This is a genomic window from Streptomyces sp. NPDC058664 (assembly GCF_042716635.1).
Taxonomy (GTDB): domain Bacteria; phylum Actinomycetota; class Actinomycetes; order Streptomycetales; family Streptomycetaceae; genus Streptomyces.
In genome coordinates, this window is sequence record NZ_JBHXRW010000013.1 from 16,447 (window position 1) to 33,041 (window position 16,595).

General features: G+C 70.0%; 18 protein-coding genes. 13 read left to right on the top strand and 5 right to left on the bottom strand.

Annotated features, from left to right (window positions below; all coding sequences use genetic code 11):
- Positions 1 to 146 precede the first annotated feature (146 nt).
- Genes ACFWUY_RS13130 through xdhC form a run of 3 tightly spaced genes read left to right on the top strand, consistent with a single transcriptional unit; the run spans position 147 to position 4,853 of the window.
- Positions 147 to 1,628 carry a xanthine dehydrogenase small subunit gene (locus ACFWUY_RS13130; protein ID WP_384106584.1) on the top strand — a complete coding sequence of 494 codons (1,482 nt, stop codon included), beginning with the start codon at positions 147 to 149 and terminating at the stop codon, positions 1,626 to 1,628.
- Positions 1,625 to 4,042 carry a xanthine dehydrogenase molybdopterin binding subunit gene (gene xdhB / locus ACFWUY_RS13135; RefSeq protein ID WP_384106586.1) on the top strand — a complete coding sequence of 806 codons (2,418 nt, stop codon included), beginning with the start codon at positions 1,625 to 1,627 and terminating at the stop codon, positions 4,040 to 4,042. Before ACFWUY_RS13130 ends, xdhB begins: the two co-directional genes overlap by 4 nt.
- A 1-nt stretch (position 4,043) precedes the next feature.
- Entirely contained in the window at positions 4,044 to 4,853 is an 810-nt protein-coding gene (gene xdhC, locus ACFWUY_RS13140) for a xanthine dehydrogenase accessory protein XdhC (RefSeq protein ID WP_384106588.1), read from the top strand.
- A 205-nt stretch (positions 4,854 to 5,058) separates the two neighbouring features.
- Here xdhC and ACFWUY_RS13145 read toward each other — a convergent pair whose 3' ends face one another.
- Both ACFWUY_RS13145 and ACFWUY_RS13150 read right to left on the bottom strand, forming a co-directional pair.
- On the bottom strand, positions 5,059 to 5,484 hold the full coding sequence (locus ACFWUY_RS13145; RefSeq protein WP_384106590.1) for a hypothetical protein: 426 nt from the start codon (positions 5,482 to 5,484) through the stop codon (positions 5,059 to 5,061).
- 143 nt (positions 5,485 to 5,627) lie between these two features.
- Complete coding sequence (locus ACFWUY_RS13150) at positions 5,628 to 6,287, bottom strand: HdeD family acid-resistance protein (protein ID WP_384106593.1); 660 nt, start codon at positions 6,285 to 6,287, stop codon at positions 5,628 to 5,630.
- A gap of 458 nt (positions 6,288 to 6,745) precedes the next feature.
- Between ACFWUY_RS13150 and ACFWUY_RS13155 the strand changes: the two genes are divergently transcribed.
- From ACFWUY_RS13155 to ACFWUY_RS13180, 6 genes are all read left to right on the top strand, one after another.
- Complete coding sequence (locus ACFWUY_RS13155) at positions 6,746 to 6,931, top strand: hypothetical protein (protein ID WP_384106595.1); 186 nt, start codon at positions 6,746 to 6,748, stop codon at positions 6,929 to 6,931.
- Between the two features lie 34 nt (positions 6,932 to 6,965).
- Complete coding sequence (locus tag ACFWUY_RS13160) at positions 6,966 to 7,253, top strand: SHOCT domain-containing protein (protein WP_384106598.1); 288 nt, start codon at positions 6,966 to 6,968, stop codon at positions 7,251 to 7,253.
- Positions 7,254 to 7,335: 82 nt separating this feature from the next.
- Positions 7,336 to 7,521: a CsbD family protein gene (locus ACFWUY_RS13165; RefSeq protein ID WP_384106602.1), complete on the top strand. Its 186-nt coding sequence runs from the start codon at positions 7,336 to 7,338 to the stop codon at positions 7,519 to 7,521.
- A 233-nt stretch (positions 7,522 to 7,754) separates the two neighbouring features.
- The gene (locus ACFWUY_RS13170; RefSeq protein WP_384106605.1) at positions 7,755 to 8,921 is read left to right on the top strand and encodes a DUF2254 family protein; all 1,167 of its coding nucleotides are present in this window, start codon (positions 7,755 to 7,757) and stop codon (positions 8,919 to 8,921) included.
- A 241-nt stretch (positions 8,922 to 9,162) separates the two neighbouring features.
- On the top strand, positions 9,163 to 9,996 hold the full coding sequence (locus ACFWUY_RS13175) for a class II glutamine amidotransferase (protein ID WP_384106608.1): 834 nt from the start codon (positions 9,163 to 9,165) through the stop codon (positions 9,994 to 9,996).
- A gap of 633 nt (positions 9,997 to 10,629) precedes the next feature.
- Positions 10,630 to 11,130: a hypothetical protein gene (locus tag ACFWUY_RS13180; RefSeq protein ID WP_384106612.1), complete on the top strand. Its 501-nt coding sequence runs from the start codon at positions 10,630 to 10,632 to the stop codon at positions 11,128 to 11,130.
- 408 nt (positions 11,131 to 11,538) lie between these two features.
- On the opposite strand, the gene ACFWUY_RS13185 is transcribed toward ACFWUY_RS13180, so the two are convergent.
- Positions 11,539 to 12,039: a DUF6093 family protein gene (locus ACFWUY_RS13185; RefSeq protein ID WP_384106617.1), complete on the bottom strand. Its 501-nt coding sequence runs from the start codon at positions 12,037 to 12,039 to the stop codon at positions 11,539 to 11,541.
- Between the two features lie 26 nt (positions 12,040 to 12,065).
- The gene (locus ACFWUY_RS13190) at positions 12,066 to 12,296 is read right to left on the bottom strand and encodes a hypothetical protein (RefSeq protein ID WP_384106619.1); all 231 of its coding nucleotides are present in this window, start codon (positions 12,294 to 12,296) and stop codon (positions 12,066 to 12,068) included.
- Between the two features lie 129 nt (positions 12,297 to 12,425).
- On the opposite strand from ACFWUY_RS13190, the gene ACFWUY_RS13195 reads away from it, so the two are divergent.
- Positions 12,426 to 13,007, top strand: a complete 582-nt coding sequence (locus tag ACFWUY_RS13195) for an HNH endonuclease (protein WP_384106621.1) — start codon at positions 12,426 to 12,428, stop codon at positions 13,005 to 13,007.
- Between the two features lie 42 nt (positions 13,008 to 13,049).
- Here ACFWUY_RS13195 and ACFWUY_RS13200 read toward each other — a convergent pair whose 3' ends face one another.
- Positions 13,050 to 13,523 (bottom strand): hypothetical protein, encoded by a 474-nt coding sequence (locus ACFWUY_RS13200; protein WP_384106623.1) that lies wholly within the window; start codon positions 13,521 to 13,523, stop codon positions 13,050 to 13,052.
- A gap of 495 nt (positions 13,524 to 14,018) precedes the next feature.
- On the opposite strand from ACFWUY_RS13200, the gene ACFWUY_RS13205 reads away from it, so the two are divergent.
- Genes ACFWUY_RS13205 through ACFWUY_RS13215 form a run of 3 tightly spaced genes read left to right on the top strand, consistent with a single transcriptional unit; the run spans position 14,019 to position 16,477 of the window.
- On the top strand, positions 14,019 to 14,459 hold the full coding sequence (locus tag ACFWUY_RS13205; RefSeq protein WP_384106625.1) for a hypothetical protein: 441 nt from the start codon (positions 14,019 to 14,021) through the stop codon (positions 14,457 to 14,459).
- 30 nt (positions 14,460 to 14,489) lie between these two features.
- Entirely contained in the window at positions 14,490 to 15,956 is a 1,467-nt protein-coding gene (locus tag ACFWUY_RS13210; RefSeq protein WP_384106627.1) for a hypothetical protein, read from the top strand.
- A complete protein-coding gene (locus ACFWUY_RS13215; RefSeq protein WP_150270512.1) occupies positions 15,953 to 16,477 on the top strand; it encodes a hypothetical protein in 525 nt (174 codons plus the stop codon). Before ACFWUY_RS13210 ends, ACFWUY_RS13215 begins: the two co-directional genes overlap by 4 nt.
- The last annotated feature ends 118 nt before the right edge of the window (positions 16,478 to 16,595 follow it).

Here is a 16,595-nt window from a genome sequence, read left to right on the forward strand (position 1 = left end):
GCTTCCCGTCCCCTTTTCACGGCGCCTCGCTGTCGCGTGCCGTTCCGCGCCCGCCCTTCTCGCGTGGCGCGTCCGAATGAAGAGAGCTGTCCGAAAGTGACGAAGATGACGAACCGACCGATCGCGCACCGGAACGAGGGCCTGTCGTGACAGCGCCGCGCATCACGGTCAACGGGAACGAAGCACCGATCTCACCGGCCGCACCCCACACCACGGTCCTCGACTTCCTGCGCGAGCGTGGCCTCACCGGCACCAAGGAGGGCTGCGCCGAGGGTGAGTGCGGCGCCTGCGCGGTCCTGGTGGCCCGTCCCGGGACGAACGAGCCCACCGACTGGGTGGCGGTCAACGCCTGCCTGCTCCCGGTCGCGGCGCTCGACGGTCAGGAGGTCGTCACCTCCGAGGGGCTCGCCACCGCCGGCGAGGCCGGCACGCCGGGCACGCTCCACCCGGTGCAGGAGGAGATGGCGGTCCGCGGCGGCTCCCAATGCGGTTACTGCACGCCGGGGTTCGTCTGCAGCATGGCCGCCGAGTACTACCGGCCCGACCGCTGCGCGCACGCGGCCTCCGACTCGCACGCGGACCCGGCCGACGGCACCGACCCCGAGCACGGGCCGAACGGTTTCGACCTGCACGCGCTGAGCGGAAACCTGTGCCGCTGCACCGGATACCGTCCGATTCGCGATGCCGCGTTCGCCGTCGGTACGCCCACCGACGAGGACCCGCTCGCCCGGCGTCGCAAGCAGTCCCCGCCCGCACCGGTCGCCACCGAATACGTCCGGGACGGCAGCGCGTTCCTGCGGAGGGACGCCCTGGGCGAGACCCTGCGGTTGCTGCGCGAGCGGCCCGACGCGGTGGTGGTGGCCGGCTCCACCGACTGGGGCGTGGAGGTGAACATCCGCGCCCGCCGGGCGGATTGCGTGATCGCCGTCGACCGGCTGCCCGAACTGCGGGAGCTGCGCGTCGGATCCGACTCCGTCGAGATCGGTGCGGCGCTGACGCTCACCGAGATCGAACGCCGCCTCGACGGCCGGGTCCCGCTCCTCGCCGAGCTGTTCCCGCTGTTCGCGTCACGGCTCATCCGCAACAGCGCGACTCTCGGCGGCAATCTGGGGACCGGCTCCCCCATCGGTGACAGTCCGCCGGCGCTGCTCGCCCTCGATGCGTCGGTGGTGCTCGCCGACGCCGACGGTGAGCGCGAGGTTCCCCTCGCGGAGTACTTCACCGGTTACCGGCAGAGCGTGCGCCGTCCCGACGAGCTGATCCGCGCGGTACGCGTCCCGCTGCCGCTGTCGCCGGTCACGGCCTTCCACAAGATCGCCAAGCGGCGCTTCGACGACATCTCCAGCGTGGCGGTCGCCTTCGCGCTCGACGTCGAGGACGGGATCGTCCGGAAGGCCCGCATCGGCCTGGGCGGTGTGGCCGCCACCCCGATCCGTGCCCTCTCCACCGAGGCGGCCCTGGAGGGCAGGCCGTGGACGGCGGAGACCGCCGAAGCCGCGGCCCCGGTACTGCGGGCGGAGGGCACGCCGATGGACGACCACCGCGCCAGCGCCGCCTACCGCTCCGCGATGCTGGGCCAGAGCCTGCTGAAGCTGTACGCGCAGACCACCGAGGCGGTTTCCTCATGAGTCATCTGTCCCAGCGTCCCGAGAAGCCGGTCGTCGGCGTGTCGATGCCGCACGAGAGCGCCACCCAGCACGTCACCGGCACCGCGCTCTACACCGACGACCTGGTCCATCGCACCAAGGACGTGCTGCACGCCCACCCGGTCCAGGTCATGAAGGCCCACGGCAGGATCACCGGGCTGGACACCGGGCCCGCGCTCGCCGTGCCCGGAGTGGTCCGCGTGCTGACCGGTGCCGACGTGCCCGGTGTCAACGACGCCGGCATGAAGCACGACGAACCGCTGTTCCCCGACACGGTCATGTTCCACGGCCACGCGGTCGCCTGGGTGCTCGGCGAGACCCTGGAGGCGGCCCGGCTCGGTGCGGCGGCCGTCGAGGTGGAACTCGAGGAACAGCCCTCCCTGATCGCGCTGCGGGACGCGATCGCGGCGGAGAGCTTCCACGGTGCCCGGCCCGTGATGCTCACCGGCGACGTCGACGCCGGCTTCGCCGACTCCGCGCACGTGTTCTCGGGCGAGTTCGAGTTCTCCGATCAGGAGCACTTCTATCTCGAGACGCACGCGGCGCTGGCCCTGGTCGACGAGAACGGGCAGATGTTCGTCCAGAGCAGCACCCAGCATCCTTCGGAGACGCAGGAGATCGTCGCGCACGTGCTCGGCCTGCACAGTCACGAGGTGACCGTGCAGTGCCTGCGGATGGGCGGCGGCTTCGGCGGCAAGGAGATGCAGCCGCACGGGTTCGCGGCCGTCGCCGCGCTCGGCGCCAGGCTGACCGGCCGGCCGGTCCGGGTCCGGCTCAACCGCACCCAGGACCTGACCATGTCCGGCAAGCGCCACGGGTTCCACGCCGAGTGGAGGATCGGCTTCGACGCCGACGGCCGCATCCAGGCCCTGGACGCCACCCTGACCGCGGACGGCGGCTGGAGCCTGGACCTGTCCGAGCCGGTGGTCGCCCGTGCCCTGTGCCACATCGACAACACCTACTGGATCCCCAACGCCCGCGTCGCCGGCCGCATCGCCAGGACCAACAAGGTCTCCAACACCGCCTTCCGCGGTTTCGGCGGACCGCAGGGCATGCTGGTGATCGAGGACATCATGGGCAGGTGCGCGCCGCTGCTCGGCCTGGACCCGATGGAGCTGCGGGAACGCAACTTCTACCGGCCGGGGCAGGGCCAGACGACGCCGTACGGGCAGCCGGTCACGCACCCCGAACGGATCTCCACCGTCTGGCAGCAGGTCCAGGCCGACGGCGGCGTCGCCGACCGGCGGCGCGAGATCGCGGCGTTCAACGCCGCGCACCCGCACACCAAGCGGGGCCTCGCGCTCACCGGGATCAAGTTCGGCATCTCGTTCAACCTCACCGCCTTCAACCAGGGCGGCGCGCTGGTCCTTGTCTACAAGGACGGCTCGGTCCTGATCAACCACGGCGGCACCGAGATGGGCCAGGGCCTCCACACCAAGATGCTGCAGGTGGCCGCGACCACCCTGGGCATCCCGCTGCACAAGGTGCGCCTCGCCCCGACACGGACCGACAAGGTGCCCAACACCTCCGCCACCGCCGCCAGCGCCGGGACGGACCTCAACGGCGCGGCGGTGAAGAACGCCTGCGAGCAGATCCGCGAACGGCTGCTCCAGGTGGCCGGCACACAACTGGGTGCGCCCGCCTCCGACGTACGCATCGTCGAGGGCGTCGCGCGCGCGCTGGGCAGCGACAAGGAGCTGGCCTGGGACGACCTGGTGCGCACCGCGTACTTCCAGCGGGTGCAGTTGTCGGCGGCCGGTTTCTACCGGACCGAGGGTCTGCACTGGGACGCGAAGGCGTTCCAGGGCTCGCCGTTCAAGTACTTCTCGTACGGTGCCGCCGCGGCCGAGGTGGAGGTGGACGGTTTCACCGGCGCGTACCGCATCCGGCGGGTGGACATCGTGCACGACGTCGGCGACAGCCTCTCCCCGATGATCGACATCGGCCAGGTCGAGGGCGGTTTCGTGCAGGGCGCGGGCTGGCTGACGCTCGAGGACCTGCGCTGGGACACCGGTGACGGGCCGAACCGCGGCCGGCTGCTGACCCAGGCGGCGAGTACGTACAAGCTGCCCAGCTTCTCGGAGATGCCGGAGGAGTTCCACGTCCGGCTGTTGGAGAACGCCACCGAGGAAGGCGCGGTCTACGGCTCCAAGGCCGTGGGCGAGCCTCCGCTGATGCTGGCGTTCTCGGTACGGGAGGCACTTCGGCAGGCCGCCGCGGCGTTCGGGCCCGCCGGGGTCGGCGTGGAACTCGCTTCGCCCGCCACGCCGGAGGCGGTGTACTGGGCGATCCAGGCGGCCCGCCGGGCCGATCCCGCCCCGGGCGGTCGCCCCGACGACGGGTTCGCCACCGGGGCCGGGACGCGGACCGAGTCAGAAGCGCCGGTCGGTGCCTGACATGACCTGGGTCGCCGCGGTCGCACGGCTGCGGGCACGCCGGGAGGCCGGCGTGCTGGTGACCGTCGCGACCGTGCGCGGCCATGCCCCTCGTGACGCCGGCGCGAAACTCGTCGTGGGGCGGACGGAGACGTGGGGCTCGATCGGTGGCGGCAACGTCGAGGCGGTCGCGATCGACCGGGCCCGGGAGATGATCGTCGCGTCCACGACCGAACCGGAGCTGATCGACTTCGCCCTGAACGACAAGGTGACCAACCGGCACGGCGTGCAGTGCTGCGGCGGCACGGTCTCGGTGCTGCTCGAACCGCTTCCGGTGGTACGGGCGGTGGCGATCTTCGGCGTCGGACACGTCGGGATGGAACTGGCGCGCGTCCTGGCGCGTCAGGACCTCGACCTCCATCTGGTCGACAGCCGCTCGGACGTCCTCGCGGAGGAGCGGCTCGCCGTCCTCGCGGACGCGGTGGCGGGGGTCCGGGTGCACCACACACCGCTGCTGCCCGAGGAGGTCCTCGAGGAGTTGCCGCCCGGCACCCACGTCCTGATCATGACCCATGACCACGCCGAGGACGCCGCCCTGTGCGACGCCGCCCTGCGCACGGCCCACCTCGGCTCCATCGGGCTGATCGGGTCGGCGGCCAAGTGGGGGCGGTTCCGCAAGCGCCTCCTCACGGAGGGCGGTCACGACGAGGCCACCGTCGACCGGATCAAGACCCCGATCGGGCTGGCCGACATCACCGGCAAGGAACCCGCGACGATCGCCGTGAGCGTCGCCGCCGATCTGCTGCGCCTCTTCGAGACCGAGGGGAACTGACACCCCCTCCACCCGGACCGGCAGGGGTGCCCCCGCGCGCGTGCCGACGCACACGCGCGGGGCACCCTCCGGACGCGGAAATTCGGCGCGGTGTTCGGTCCCGGTCGTGGACCCGTCCGCCAGGAGCTTCCTCAGGCCGTACGGCAGGCCCGCCCCGATGGTGCCGCCGTCAGAGGGGAAGGGCTCACCGCCTGACGCGGTCGCCCTACGTCAGCGGACCTTCGTCACGCTTCACCACGCACAGTGCCCAGATGATGAATCCCGACATGGCGATCATCAGGATCGACCAGGCCGGGTAGTAGGGCAGGGACAGGAAGTTGGCGATGATGACGAGCGCGGCGATGCCCACGCCCGTCACGCGTGCCCACGTGGCCGTCCGGTACAACCCGAAGCTCACGAGGAGTGCGATGACGCCGAGGACCAGGTGGATCCAGCCCCACGAGGTCAGGTCGAACTTGAAGACGTAGTTGGGAGTGGTGAGGAAGACGTCGTCCTCGGCGATCGCCATGATGCCGCGGAAGACCCCGACGAGTCCGGTGATCCCGAGCATGACGGCGGCGAAGACGGTCAGTCCACCGGCCCAGGCTTGGCGCGTGGTGTCTGTCGGCCGTGTGGTGTGTGTGGAGGCCATCGTGATCCCTCGCTTCTCGGTTCGAGTCGTCGGGCGCGGTCAACGTCTGGGGGCGGAGGCACGGCGGGCCGGGGCTCGGGGCGGGCCGGTCGCCGTGGACGAGAAGTGGGCGTACGGGGGCCGAGCGGGTGGCGCTGCTGTCGTCAGATGGCCGGGCCGGGCGTGTCGTGGCCCGTGATGCCCGCCCTGCGCAGCGCCGACCGCCACGCCAGCGCGACCGCCGTCTCCGCCAGGCCGAGGAGGACGAGCCACAGGCCGAGCAGCCTGGTCAGGGTCCGGGCCGACTCCGCCGGCAGCGCCAGGACCACGATCCCCGCGACGATGCCGAGGGCCGCGACGGCCATGACGATGCCGCGGTGCGGCATGTCCTTGGCGGCGATGGCCGTGTAGAGGGTGACGATGCCGGACACCAGCCAGACGGCGCCGATGATCAATGAGAGCGCGGCGATCGTCTGGAGCGGGTTCCTCAGGCACAGCACCCCGCCCAGGACACACAGGACGGCCACGATCAGGCCGGGCACGCGGTCGCTGTCGCGCCCGAACACGGCCACGAACCGGAAGGCACCGATCAGCAACAGGTACACCCCGATGAGCACGGCCAGGGCGTGCAGGGTGACGTCCGGCCAGACGAGCGCCAGGATGCCCGGGACGAGTGTCGCCGTCGCGGCGCCGAGGAGCCAGACCCACGAGCGGCCGAGACGCGCCAGCTGGTCCGCCGGGTCGATCGAGGGAGCGGGGGACGACGCCCCGCCGACGCCGTCCTCCGGTCCGGCACGGGGCCCGGAGCCTTGTGACGTTTCCATGTGCTCTCCTCCCGCTTGCCCGAGTGGGTCGTCCCGGAACTCCTCGGAGCTCCGGCGGTCGCCACGTCTCCACGACGTTCAGGTCGAGCGACTGGAGGGGGCCGGCGGTTCGTGCGGATGGGCCTCGCCGATGAAGGGCCGGACAGGAGTGTGCGGAACTTCAGGACCAGTGTGCACCCTTCGCCCGCCCGCCGCCTCACCTCATGAGGAGCGGGCAGGGCGGTGCCGGGCACCGGCAGCACGCCGCTGACGACGCAGCGGGCGGATCCTGGTCGACCGTCCGTACGCCTCCGTCAGGGAAGGGAAATCAGAAGGATCTGAAGTTCGAACAGAAGCGCTCCGTCTCGCGACCGCCCTGAAAGGCGGCGGGGAAATCGAGTGGAACATCGGTCACGGCGAGCTGGGCCTTTACCTTGCGGACGGGCTCCGGAGTGAGATCGGACGGGAACCGGGCACTGATGCGCACACGGACCTTTGGTGATGGAATGGGAGGCGATACGCACCCGATCGGCATGGCGAGGCCTTCAGGCGAAAAGCTGAAGATCATCGGGCAAGGAGGCGTTATGGACGTCGACGATGTTCCCGAGGTGGGGCCCATCGATCACCTGGCCCTGAAGTCCCTTGAGGAAAGCTCCGCGGCCTGAGGCCTCCAATCACCTGACGACAAGGATCTCCGCCATGCCCGGACTTCTGCGCGGCGTCGCTCGTACCGCGGTCATCTCCGGTACCGCCACCGCCGTGTCCAACCGTGTCTCACGCCGTCAAGCCGGCCGCTGGGCCCAGCAGAACGAGGAACACGCCGCCCCACAGGCCTCCGCCCAGCAGGCCTCCAGCACGGCGCCCCCCGCCGCGGCGCCCATGGACGCCAAGATCTCCCAGTTGCACCAGCTCGGTCAGCTGAGGGACCAGGGCGTGCTCACCGAAGAGGAGTTCGGGGCGCAGAAGCGCCGCATCCTCGAGTTCTGAACCGCGCCCCTCAAGGGTGGACGCCACCGTGTGCGCGGCGTCGGCGGGCGACCGGATGAAACGATCCGAAGGAAACACGGACATGAGCGGTGCCACGGACAAGTTCAAAGGCAGGATCAAGGAGATCACCGGAAAGATCACCGGTGACCAGAGGCTCGAGTCGGAAGGCAGGACCGACCAGGCGAGGGCGAAGGCCCGTGAAGCCGTGAGGGACGTCCGTGCACGCGCACGTGGCGTCAGGGACTCGCTCAGGAGGGACCGCTCCTGAGACGTGCCCCGTAGAACTGCCGGCACGCCCGGCCCGGCCACCGCGAGGGCCCCGGGGTGCGCACCCTGTTCCCGATCCGCCACGGACCGTTCACGTACCGCCGGCTCATGACGCGGCAGGGCCGTGGTGAACCCGGAGGAGGCCGGATGCCCGACCACTCCCCTGCCCCCGCCCGTCCCGGGATACGGCGACTTCGCTGGCGGACCGCGTCGTTCCGACGGCCTACGCGCGCCATGCGCAGGGACCTGTCCCAGCTGTTGTGCGCTGTCGTCGGCCTGGGACTGGGGCTGCTGGCCCCTCTGATCACAGCGGGGCCCCGGGCGGACGCGGGCCGGGTGGTCAACGTGCTGTTCACCCTGGGCTTCGGTGTCATCAGTCTGGTGAGCATCATCTACTCGGTGCTCTTCCTGGTGGTGCAGTTCTCCGCGAGCACGTTCTCCCCCCGCCTCGGCCTGTTCCGTCAGGAACCGATCGTCTGGCGGACGTTCGCCCTCACCATCGGCGTGTTCGTCTTCTGCGTCACCTCGGGCCTGGCCATCGGATCCCGGAAAGACGTCTCCGTCCTCGTTCCCGGCGCGGCCATGGTCCTCGCCCTGGTCGCGCTCGGCATGATGCGCACGCTGCAGATGAAGGCGTTCGACTCGATCCAGCTCGGCCACGCGCTCACCGCGATCGCCGCCCGCGCGCACCGCCTGTACGACACCCTGTACGTCCGCCCGTACGTCCCGGCCCGAACGGCGGCCGCCGCCCCGCCGCCCCCGGTGGCCGACACGGGCGTGACGGTCCGCTGGACGGGGTCGCCGGTCGTGCTGCAGGGCATCGACGTGCCCGCCCTCCTGGACATCGCCCGGAAGAACGGCTTCTCGGTCGCCTTCCACGTCTCCCCCGGCACGACCCTGACGGACGGCACGGTGATCGCCCGGGTGACCCCGGGCGGCGCGTGGGAGGAAGCGCTCCGCGCGGTCCTGTCGACGGGGGTCGAGCGCACCTTCGACCACGACCCCGAACTGCCCTTCAGGCTTCTCGCCGACATCGCCCTCCGCGCCCTGTCACCCGCGGTCAACGATCCGGCCACGGCGGTGGAGGCCCTGGAACGCCTCGAGGGCCTGCTGGTCCGCCTCTCCGACCGCGACCTGGACATCGGCCGGTTCGACGACCCGGACGGACGGACGAGAGTGAGCGTTCCGGCTCCGGGATGGGACCGGTACGTCCGGACCGCCGTCGACGACGTGATCCTCGCCGCCCGTGGGTCTCCGATGGCACTGCGCGGAACGCGCGACCTTCTGCGCAGGCTGTCGGAGCGGACCCCCGATGACCGGCGCGCTCTCGTGCACGACCGGCTCCAGTGGGTCGAGCGGACCGGCTGCGAGGAGTACCCGCTCGTCTGGAGGGACACCTGAGCCGGACGGGACCGTGCCGGCTCCCTCCTGCGTGGGGGGGGCGGCCACCGGCCGGCCACGAGCGTGGCCGTACCGGCGCAGGGGACGCACACGTGGCACCACCGGACGAGGAGGCCGAGAATGGGAAGGCCGGACGATCCCCTTCGACGTCGTCTCACGGAGCTACGGGCAAGGCGCCGGGCTCCGCCGGACACAGCGGATTCCCCGACCCGGAACACGGCAGAGACCCAGGTGGTGACCTATGTGCCGATGGCTCGCTTACTCGGGCACTCCCGTACTGCTCGACACCATTCTCTACAGACCGGCGCACTCCCTGATCGACCAGAGCCTGCATTCGAAGCTCGGGGTGGAGACCACCAACGGTGACGGGTTCGGCGTCGGCTGGTACACGGAGAGCAACGAATCCCCGGCCCTTTTCAGGGAGATCGGCCCCGCCTGGAACAACCGGAACCTGCGGGAACTGGCGGACCACGTCCATTCCCCCCTGTTCTTCGCCCACATCCGGGCGTCGACCGGAACCGCGGTGCAGCAGTCGAACTGCCACCCCTTCCGGCGCGGCCGCTGGATGTTCATGCACAACGGCGCCATCACGGGATTCCATCTCATGCGCCGTGACCTCACGATGCTCATCGACCCCCGGCTGTACGCCGACATCGAGGGGACGACGGACTCCGAGGTCATGTTCAACCTGACCCTCACCTTCGGCCTCGACCAGGACCCGCCCGCCGCCGTCGCCCGGATGGCGGGAGTGGTGGAACGCGTCGGTCACGAGCACGGCGTGGAACTCCCCCTCCAGATGACGCTCGCCCTCACCGACGGCGAACGCACCTGGGCCTTCCGCTACTCCAGCGGACACACCTCCCGGTCCCTGTTCTACAGCAGCCAGGTGGAGGCGCTGCGCAGACTGCATCCCGACGTCACGTTCCTGCGGGACATCTCCGAAGAAACCCGCCTCGTCGTGTCCGAACCCCTCGGCGACCTGCCGGGCGCGTGGAACGAAGTACCGGAAAGCACCTACGGGGTCATCCAGCCCGGCGCCGACGAACTGCACCCCTTCGCCCCGGCAGCGGCGTGACACGGCCCACGGCGTCTCCCCTACGTCACCACGGTCACCTTTTGCCCCGGGTCGGGGGCGGGGTCGCGATGGTTGCACGAGCCTCACGTCCGTGAGGACGGCACCCACTACGACCCGGTCCGTCCCGCCGTTCGGGAGAGGGCAAAGGGGCTGGTGAAGCCGTGGTGATCGACCTGGTTCTCATCGGTCCGGTGGTCACGCTCTTCCCGTTGCCCGCCATGGCCTTCGCGCTGGTGCTGACTTCTCCTCGGGGAGCACGGAAAGGCCTGGCGTTCATCCTCGCCCGGCTGGCATGCCTGGTGGCCGTGACAGCGGCTGTCCTCCTCCTCACCGGCGGACAGCCGCCCCCGCCCCGCGCTCCCCGCCGTCCGTCGCCGCGCTCGCGGCCACGCTGCTCATCGGCGTGGGCCTGGTCGTCCACGGCGAGCGGCGGCGTCGCCGGAACCGCCGTGCCGCCCAAGCGCGGGCGCCCTCTACGCACCCGCCGGCGCCGCGCTCACCGTCGCGCTGGTCGGCGTCCTGATCTACTACGCGGCACGCGCGCTGGGAGCCAGAAGCGGCCGCCTGCCGCCCGGCGGCCGGTTCGCGCCGTACCTGCTCTCGGTCTGCGGCCTGGTCCTCTTCGCGCTCGGCATGCTCGGCGGGCTCGGCGTGTGGGGCGCCGGGGCGATGGACACCCCGCTGCTGCTCGGCAGCGGACTGGTGCCGGTCGTGCACGGCAGGGCCCTGTTCATCAAGCTGAACGGCGCCGACCACCCGGTGGCGCGCGAGCGGCTGGCGCTCGCGCTCGTCGCCGCGCTGGTCGGCTTGTCGTCCTTCTGGGCGGTCCACGCGTACGCGAAGCAGCACGGCAACGACGACGGCCGGTATCTGGCGCGGAATCTGTGGCTGCGCCCGGCGGTGACCGTCGACACGGCGGAGCGGCTCCACTTCCCGCCCCGGCAGGTACGCGAGACCGTCCCGCCCGCCGCCGACCACCCGCAGCGGTTCCGGTACCGGTACGAGGGCCTGCGCCTCCTCGCGGAGGTGAACGGCCGGATGTTCCTCATCCCCGAGAACTGGTCCGAGACGGGCGGCAGCGTGCTCGTGATCCCGGCGAACAGCGCGGTCCGCGTCGCCTTCCGCGCGGACTGAGGCGTCCGGGTGACTCCGGGCGTGTCGCTGCCGTGATGCGCGTCACGACGGGTGCACCGTGGGAACAAGAAGACCGTGGTCGCGGAGAAACCTTCCTGCGGCCACGGGCGTGGTGGGGCGGGTGGGACTCGAACCCATTTCGGTGACGCGTCTCACCTGCGACGATGCAGAAGGACCGGACATATCCATCCGTTCCCATCCGGCTGCATCCTCCTCGATCCCGCTCGATCGGGAATCGTTAGGCGTTCGCCACACCGCCTCCCTCGCTCCTATCGCACCTGCGGAGCTCAGGAAGACTCTGCCCGCCAGCGTCCCCGAATCACTGCGTGGGTTGCTATGGGCTCCCCACGCCCTGGCCCATGTTTGCCCACTCCGCGCAGTCACGTTGCGTAGTGCCGTGCCTGTGGCTCAGAGGGTTTGGGCTAGCTGATGGGGCAGGTCGCGGATGGCCCGCGCCCGCACCGCCGACCCGAGCCCCGCCAGCGCCGCCGCCAACTCGACCGAATCCCGGGTGCAGGGTTGCCACCAGCACTCGATCATCTCCAGTCGCACCACGCGCACGACCGCGTACGTCCCGACCGCGACCTCCGTCCCCCAAAACCGGCGGCCGAAGAGCTGTTCGTCGCGCACGGACCGGGTGACGTTCAGCTCATCGTCAGCCAGCACCGCCGGCACGGACAACGGAAGCAGCGCCTGATACGCGGTCGGAGCAGGACACGGGGCCACAACGGCGTCGAGCGGTGGCAGGGGCAGCAGCTGCCCGGGCCAGACGATCGCCCCCCGGCCCCCACCCCCAGCGGCACAACCGCACCGCCGCCGGTCCTCAGCTCCCCGCTTTCCTCGTGCGGTTCCTCGCCGGTGATCCATCCGGATCCCACCACGGTCGAACCTCGTCGTCGAGCATCCCATCCACGACGCGCCGCACTCCCGACAGTTCAAGCGCCACGGACCCACGCCACCAGCTGCCGCAGCACCGCCGCTGTCCCCTCGCCCGGCACGTTCTCCACATCCATCCGCCCGAACGCCGCGCGCTCCACCTCCAGCGGGTCCATCGCTTCCAGGAACGCGGCGGCGACCGAGCCGGGGTCGGCAGGCGTGCCGACCTCAACCAGGGCCAAAAGGTCCAGCTCGGCAGGCCACGTCGCCGTGGGGCGCAGCTGCAACACGACACGTGACAGCTCATCTGGAAGCCCGATGCCTGCCAGGTGGGCAGCGGGGCGTGTCAACGAGTCGGCTGGGTGATCCTGCTGCCGTACTGGGGGGGCGGTCACGGCCGCACGCGCAGAATGAGACCCATGAGCCAAGAACGCCCCACCACGGTGCAAGGGGACGAGCGGAACCGCGAAGTGCGTCGCCATGTCATCGAGGTCAGCGGGGGACGTCCCGGTCAGTGGACATTCGACGTGCTTGATCAGAACCGATGGTCCCGTCTCACAGAGGAGGAGCGGAAGGCGGAGCGTCACAGGGCCATCAAGCGACGGCAGAATCGCCGGCGCGCCCAGCGCATGCGGGAGAACGGCCCGCGGGAGAGATACACGCTGGTAGAGGTCGGGGACCGCGACGGGTGGCGCTGCGTGATCTGTCACAGCGCGGTGAACCGCGAGTTCAGACCGCCGCACCCTTGTTCCCCGAGCGTCCATCACCTCCTCGAGATCGTGGCAGGCGGTAGTGACACTCTGAACAACGTCGCCCTTGCCCACCAGTTCTGCAACAGCGACTCCTACAACTGGGGCCAGAAAACACCGACTGTGGCCCGGCAACGGCTGGCGGACCGCCTGCTCTACGGCAAGCACGGGCCAGGGCGCCGTGAGCGCGTGCCTGACGCGGACGCTGTAGCCCTGGCCAACGAGATCACGGACGCTCCTGACTGCTGTTAGGCGGCTCCGCTGCCAACCGCCGAGGGCACGGCTCGCCGACTGTCACGCGCCTTCGGCGCCCGCCTTCTCCAGATTCGCCAACGCCTGCTCGGCCACCTTGCGTGCCTGAGCGTTGAGGTCCCGCTCGGTCACCACGTGAGCCGGCGAGTACCTCTCGACGAAGAGGAACTGACCGGCGCCGATGTCCACCGTCAGCGACGCCCGCCAGTCGTCGCCGTACATGACCTGCCGTGCCGCACCGCGTCCCTTCACCATGACCGGAACAGCTTTCGTGGGGCTGGGGTCCGTGCCGTCGGCGGTCCCCAGCAGGGCCTCCTCGTTCCTGAAAACGGAGACCACGTACCCGGCTGGGTTGTCCTCGTCCGGGGTCATGGAGAAGTAGCAGCTGACCTCGCCCTTGCCTGACATCGGCTCCGCCTCCCACACCCCGATGGCCTTCTGCTGGGCCTCCGTGAGTGTGGCTTCGCAGACGGAGCCCTCCTTCACTCCAGCGGTGTTGACGGGCGTCGCGGCCACGTGCTGCCCGGGACTCGGCTTCGCAGACGTGGCCGGCTGCTGGCCGGACGCGGCACACGCCGTCGCCAGAACGACAAGCGGCACCACGGGCCACACGCGCAACTGCGGACGCACTACTACTCCTTGTGGTTTCGGTAGGACTACACCGTGGTGCGGGGAAGGTGATCACCCTAACCAGTCACAAGTCGGCGCCGGGCAGGACCAACCGGATCCGGACCACGCGATCACCCGAAGTGGCCAGATCCGCTCTCCAGGTCGTCCGTACCGTGACCGCAGTCCGCACATGGCCGGATACTCCGGGCTCGGCTGATCGCTCCCCGCGCGAAGCGCTGCGAGCGAGGGGCGCCCGGGCCCTGGACTCCCACCCGCACCGCTTCGGAAGCGTGCGGTAGCTGGGGGGTGATTCAGCCACCCCATCAACGTCGGCCGGATCAAACTTTCTGTGCGCGATTCTGTTCCGTAAGTTACTTGAGGGGCTATCAGCGGGGGAGATTCATGGCTTGGGATGAATGGGAGCAGATCAAAGCGGGCACGGCCGCCCAGCAGCCCGCGTCGATGCGACTGAACCAGGTTGCCCCAGGAGCGGGAGGCGGAGGCGTCGGCAGGCCGGACATGGCCTCCAGCCCGGCGGCCAAGAAGGCGGCGGCGAAGGCGATCGGCGAGGACGTGGAGCCGGGGGTCACCCGGGACGGCAAGCACGCCGCCGAGAGCACGAACGCGGCGGTCAAGGAGTTCGGACCGAAGGACGGCCACGGCTGGGACACGTCCAGCGCGCTGAAGAGGGCGCAGGAGACCTGGGAGAAGCAGGTCAGGATGTTGCTCGGCCGCCTGGCCTCGGAGAAGCAGGCTCTGAGCGCGACCGGCATCAGCTTCCAGAACAACGAACTCGACACCACCGCGCGCCTGGCTCGGCAGTCGCGGATCAACGGCATCTGACCGGCCGACTGGTTCCAGGAGAGGGGGGAGATGCCGACATACCACGAGGTCCTGACGACGGACCTGTCCGGACTCACCACTGCCGCGGGCAAGTGGGAGGAAATGGCCACCAGGTTCAAGACGCTGGAGGAGCGGTACGAGAAGGACGTCCACGGCATCTCGCTCGGCGAGTCCTGGATCGGCCTGAGCGCCCAGGCAGCCAACGACAGGTTCACCATCACCCTGAAGGAGCTACAGGGAGCGCAGAAGGAGGCGAAGGCCGTCGCCGGCGTCCTCCGTGACGCGCACACGCAGCTCACCGACCTGCGCAACCGGGTCAAGGCGATCCGTGACGACGCCGTCAAGGCGGGCATGCGCGTCTCCGACCAGGGCACCGTCGCCTTCGACACCGCACAGCTCACACAGGCCGAACGTACGGTGTTCGCTCACGACCCCGACTTCCAGCAGACCGCCCGTACCCAGGCGAACGAGTGGGCCGAAAAGCTCGTCCAAGCGGTCAAGGCGGTCACCGACGCCGACGACGGCATCCGCGTGGCCCTCGATGCCGCCGTCTTCGACTCCGACCCCATAGACGGCACCTTCAACGGCTTCAACCGGAACCCCCAGGACAGCCCCTATCCGTCCCTGGAGGAGGCCGGCAAGGCCGCCAACATGCCCAAGGACCGCAAGGACATCCCCGCCTGGTGGCAGAGCCTCGACCCGGTCACCCGCGGCATCCTGCTGAAGGAGAAGGGCGACGAACTCCGATCCGCCGGAATCATGGACCCGCGGTACCAGTGGCATTCCGCCGACCCCGGCTCCGGACGGTTCGACGCGGAAGAGCCCGCCCCCGAGGACCTTTGGTTCCACGCCCGAGCCCTGGCAATCGCGACGGCCGGCGACGCCATCGGAGAGACCGGAGCCTCCCGCAACATGCTGCACTACCTGCGGGGCACAGGCGAAACACTCGACCTCGACGTGGACCGGATACTGGCCGACGACTCCGACTTCCGGTCAAAGATCGAGAACAAGCATGTCGGTACGAACCAGGACGCCTGGCGGCGGCAGGCACTGAACGAGTTCCACGAGGCCGGAGGCGACAGGACCGTGGTCGTCCCGGTCGAGAGCAGGACCAGGCACACAAACCTGCAGAGCGACGAGTGGTTCCACGCGGTGGGAGCCCACGCGCAGAACGTCTCCGGGTTCGTCACCGTCACCCCGGACGCTCACGGCGGCGCACCCAAGGTCTCACTTGACTACCAGGTCAACGTCTGGGACCGCTACAACTGGGACCCCGGCAAGTCCACACCCTTCGCCGACGGCCTCATCAATATCTCGGACGGCGACATGGGCCGGCTGCACAAGGTGGGGTTCGCCCAGGAATTCGACATGCAGGGCAGCAGCTCCACCTACCACCACGATCTCAACAGCCCCACACCCCCGACCACCATTCCAGAGGACCAGGGGCGCGAAGGCACCCGGGGCGACGTGTCCCGAGGCGAGGAGAAGAACCGATGAAGCTCCGCCGCACCGCGCGAGCCCTCCTGCTGGCCTCGGCCGCCACTCTCGCCGCAGGGCTGACACTCGGCGGCTGTACGTCCGCTCCCTCGGGCCACGCCACGCGCACGGCTCCCTCCCCCAGCTGGAAGAAGGGAGCAGATGCCGAAGAGTCGGCGGCATTCATGAAGATCCAGGTCCCCCAGGGGGCAACGGAGGTAAAGGGGGCTGTACGGGTCCAGCCACAGGAGAACGTCTACCTGCTGTCCTTCGTCACGAGCGAGCAGGCCGCGGAGGCGATCACCAAGGACCTGCACCCCGACTACCCCTTGGCCGTGGAAAGCCCGTCCTCCTCGTCGCTGAGCGGAGACGGGTTCAAACACCTCGGGCTCACCCCACCGCAAGAGCTCAAGAGCGTGCGGACGACAAGTGCGTGTCCGCCCTGCGTCGGCGACTCAAGGCGGCGCCATATCCAGGGCATCGAGATCCACATCGGCGAGGTCACTGAGAATCGCGTGCGGGTCTACCTGGCGGCCTACTGACGCTTTCAGTGAGGCCACCGAAGAGCTACGCCCGCGTGCCCGAACGACAGGCCCTGCGTATCGTCCCGGCCTACCCGCCCACCTGCGTCACCTCAGAGCAAAGCCCAGGCGCCGGGAG

Excerpts from the sequence above, each read along its gene's own strand:
- xdhB (WP_384106586.1), top strand. The coding sequence starts at position 1,625 with ATGAGTCATCTGTCCCAGCGTCCCGAGAAGCCGGTCGTCGGCGTGTCG.
- xdhC (WP_384106588.1), top strand. The coding sequence starts at position 4,044 with ATGACCTGGGTCGCCGCGGTCGCACGGCTGCGGGCACGCCGGGAGGCC.
- ACFWUY_RS13145 (WP_384106590.1), bottom strand. The coding sequence starts at position 5,484 with ATGGCCTCCACACACACCACACGGCCGACAGACACCACGCGCCAAGCC.
- ACFWUY_RS13150 (WP_384106593.1), bottom strand. The coding sequence starts at position 6,287 with ATGGAAACGTCACAAGGCTCCGGGCCCCGTGCCGGACCGGAGGACGGC.
- ACFWUY_RS13155 (WP_384106595.1), top strand. The coding sequence starts at position 6,746 with ATGCGCACACGGACCTTTGGTGATGGAATGGGAGGCGATACGCACCCG.
- ACFWUY_RS13160 (WP_384106598.1), top strand. The coding sequence starts at position 6,966 with ATGCCCGGACTTCTGCGCGGCGTCGCTCGTACCGCGGTCATCTCCGGT.
- ACFWUY_RS13165 (WP_384106602.1), top strand. The coding sequence starts at position 7,336 with ATGAGCGGTGCCACGGACAAGTTCAAAGGCAGGATCAAGGAGATCACC.
- ACFWUY_RS13170 (WP_384106605.1), top strand. The coding sequence starts at position 7,755 with ATGCGCAGGGACCTGTCCCAGCTGTTGTGCGCTGTCGTCGGCCTGGGA.
- ACFWUY_RS13175 (WP_384106608.1), top strand. The coding sequence starts at position 9,163 with ATGTGCCGATGGCTCGCTTACTCGGGCACTCCCGTACTGCTCGACACC.
- ACFWUY_RS13180 (WP_384106612.1), top strand. The coding sequence starts at position 10,630 with ATGCTCGGCGGGCTCGGCGTGTGGGGCGCCGGGGCGATGGACACCCCG.
- ACFWUY_RS13185 (WP_384106617.1), bottom strand. The coding sequence starts at position 12,039 with ATGGGATGCTCGACGACGAGGTTCGACCGTGGTGGGATCCGGATGGAT.
- ACFWUY_RS13195 (WP_384106621.1), top strand. The coding sequence starts at position 12,426 with ATGAGCCAAGAACGCCCCACCACGGTGCAAGGGGACGAGCGGAACCGC.
- ACFWUY_RS13205 (WP_384106625.1), top strand. The coding sequence starts at position 14,019 with ATGGCTTGGGATGAATGGGAGCAGATCAAAGCGGGCACGGCCGCCCAG.
- ACFWUY_RS13210 (WP_384106627.1), top strand. The coding sequence starts at position 14,490 with ATGCCGACATACCACGAGGTCCTGACGACGGACCTGTCCGGACTCACC.
- ACFWUY_RS13215 (WP_150270512.1), top strand. The coding sequence starts at position 15,953 with ATGAAGCTCCGCCGCACCGCGCGAGCCCTCCTGCTGGCCTCGGCCGCC.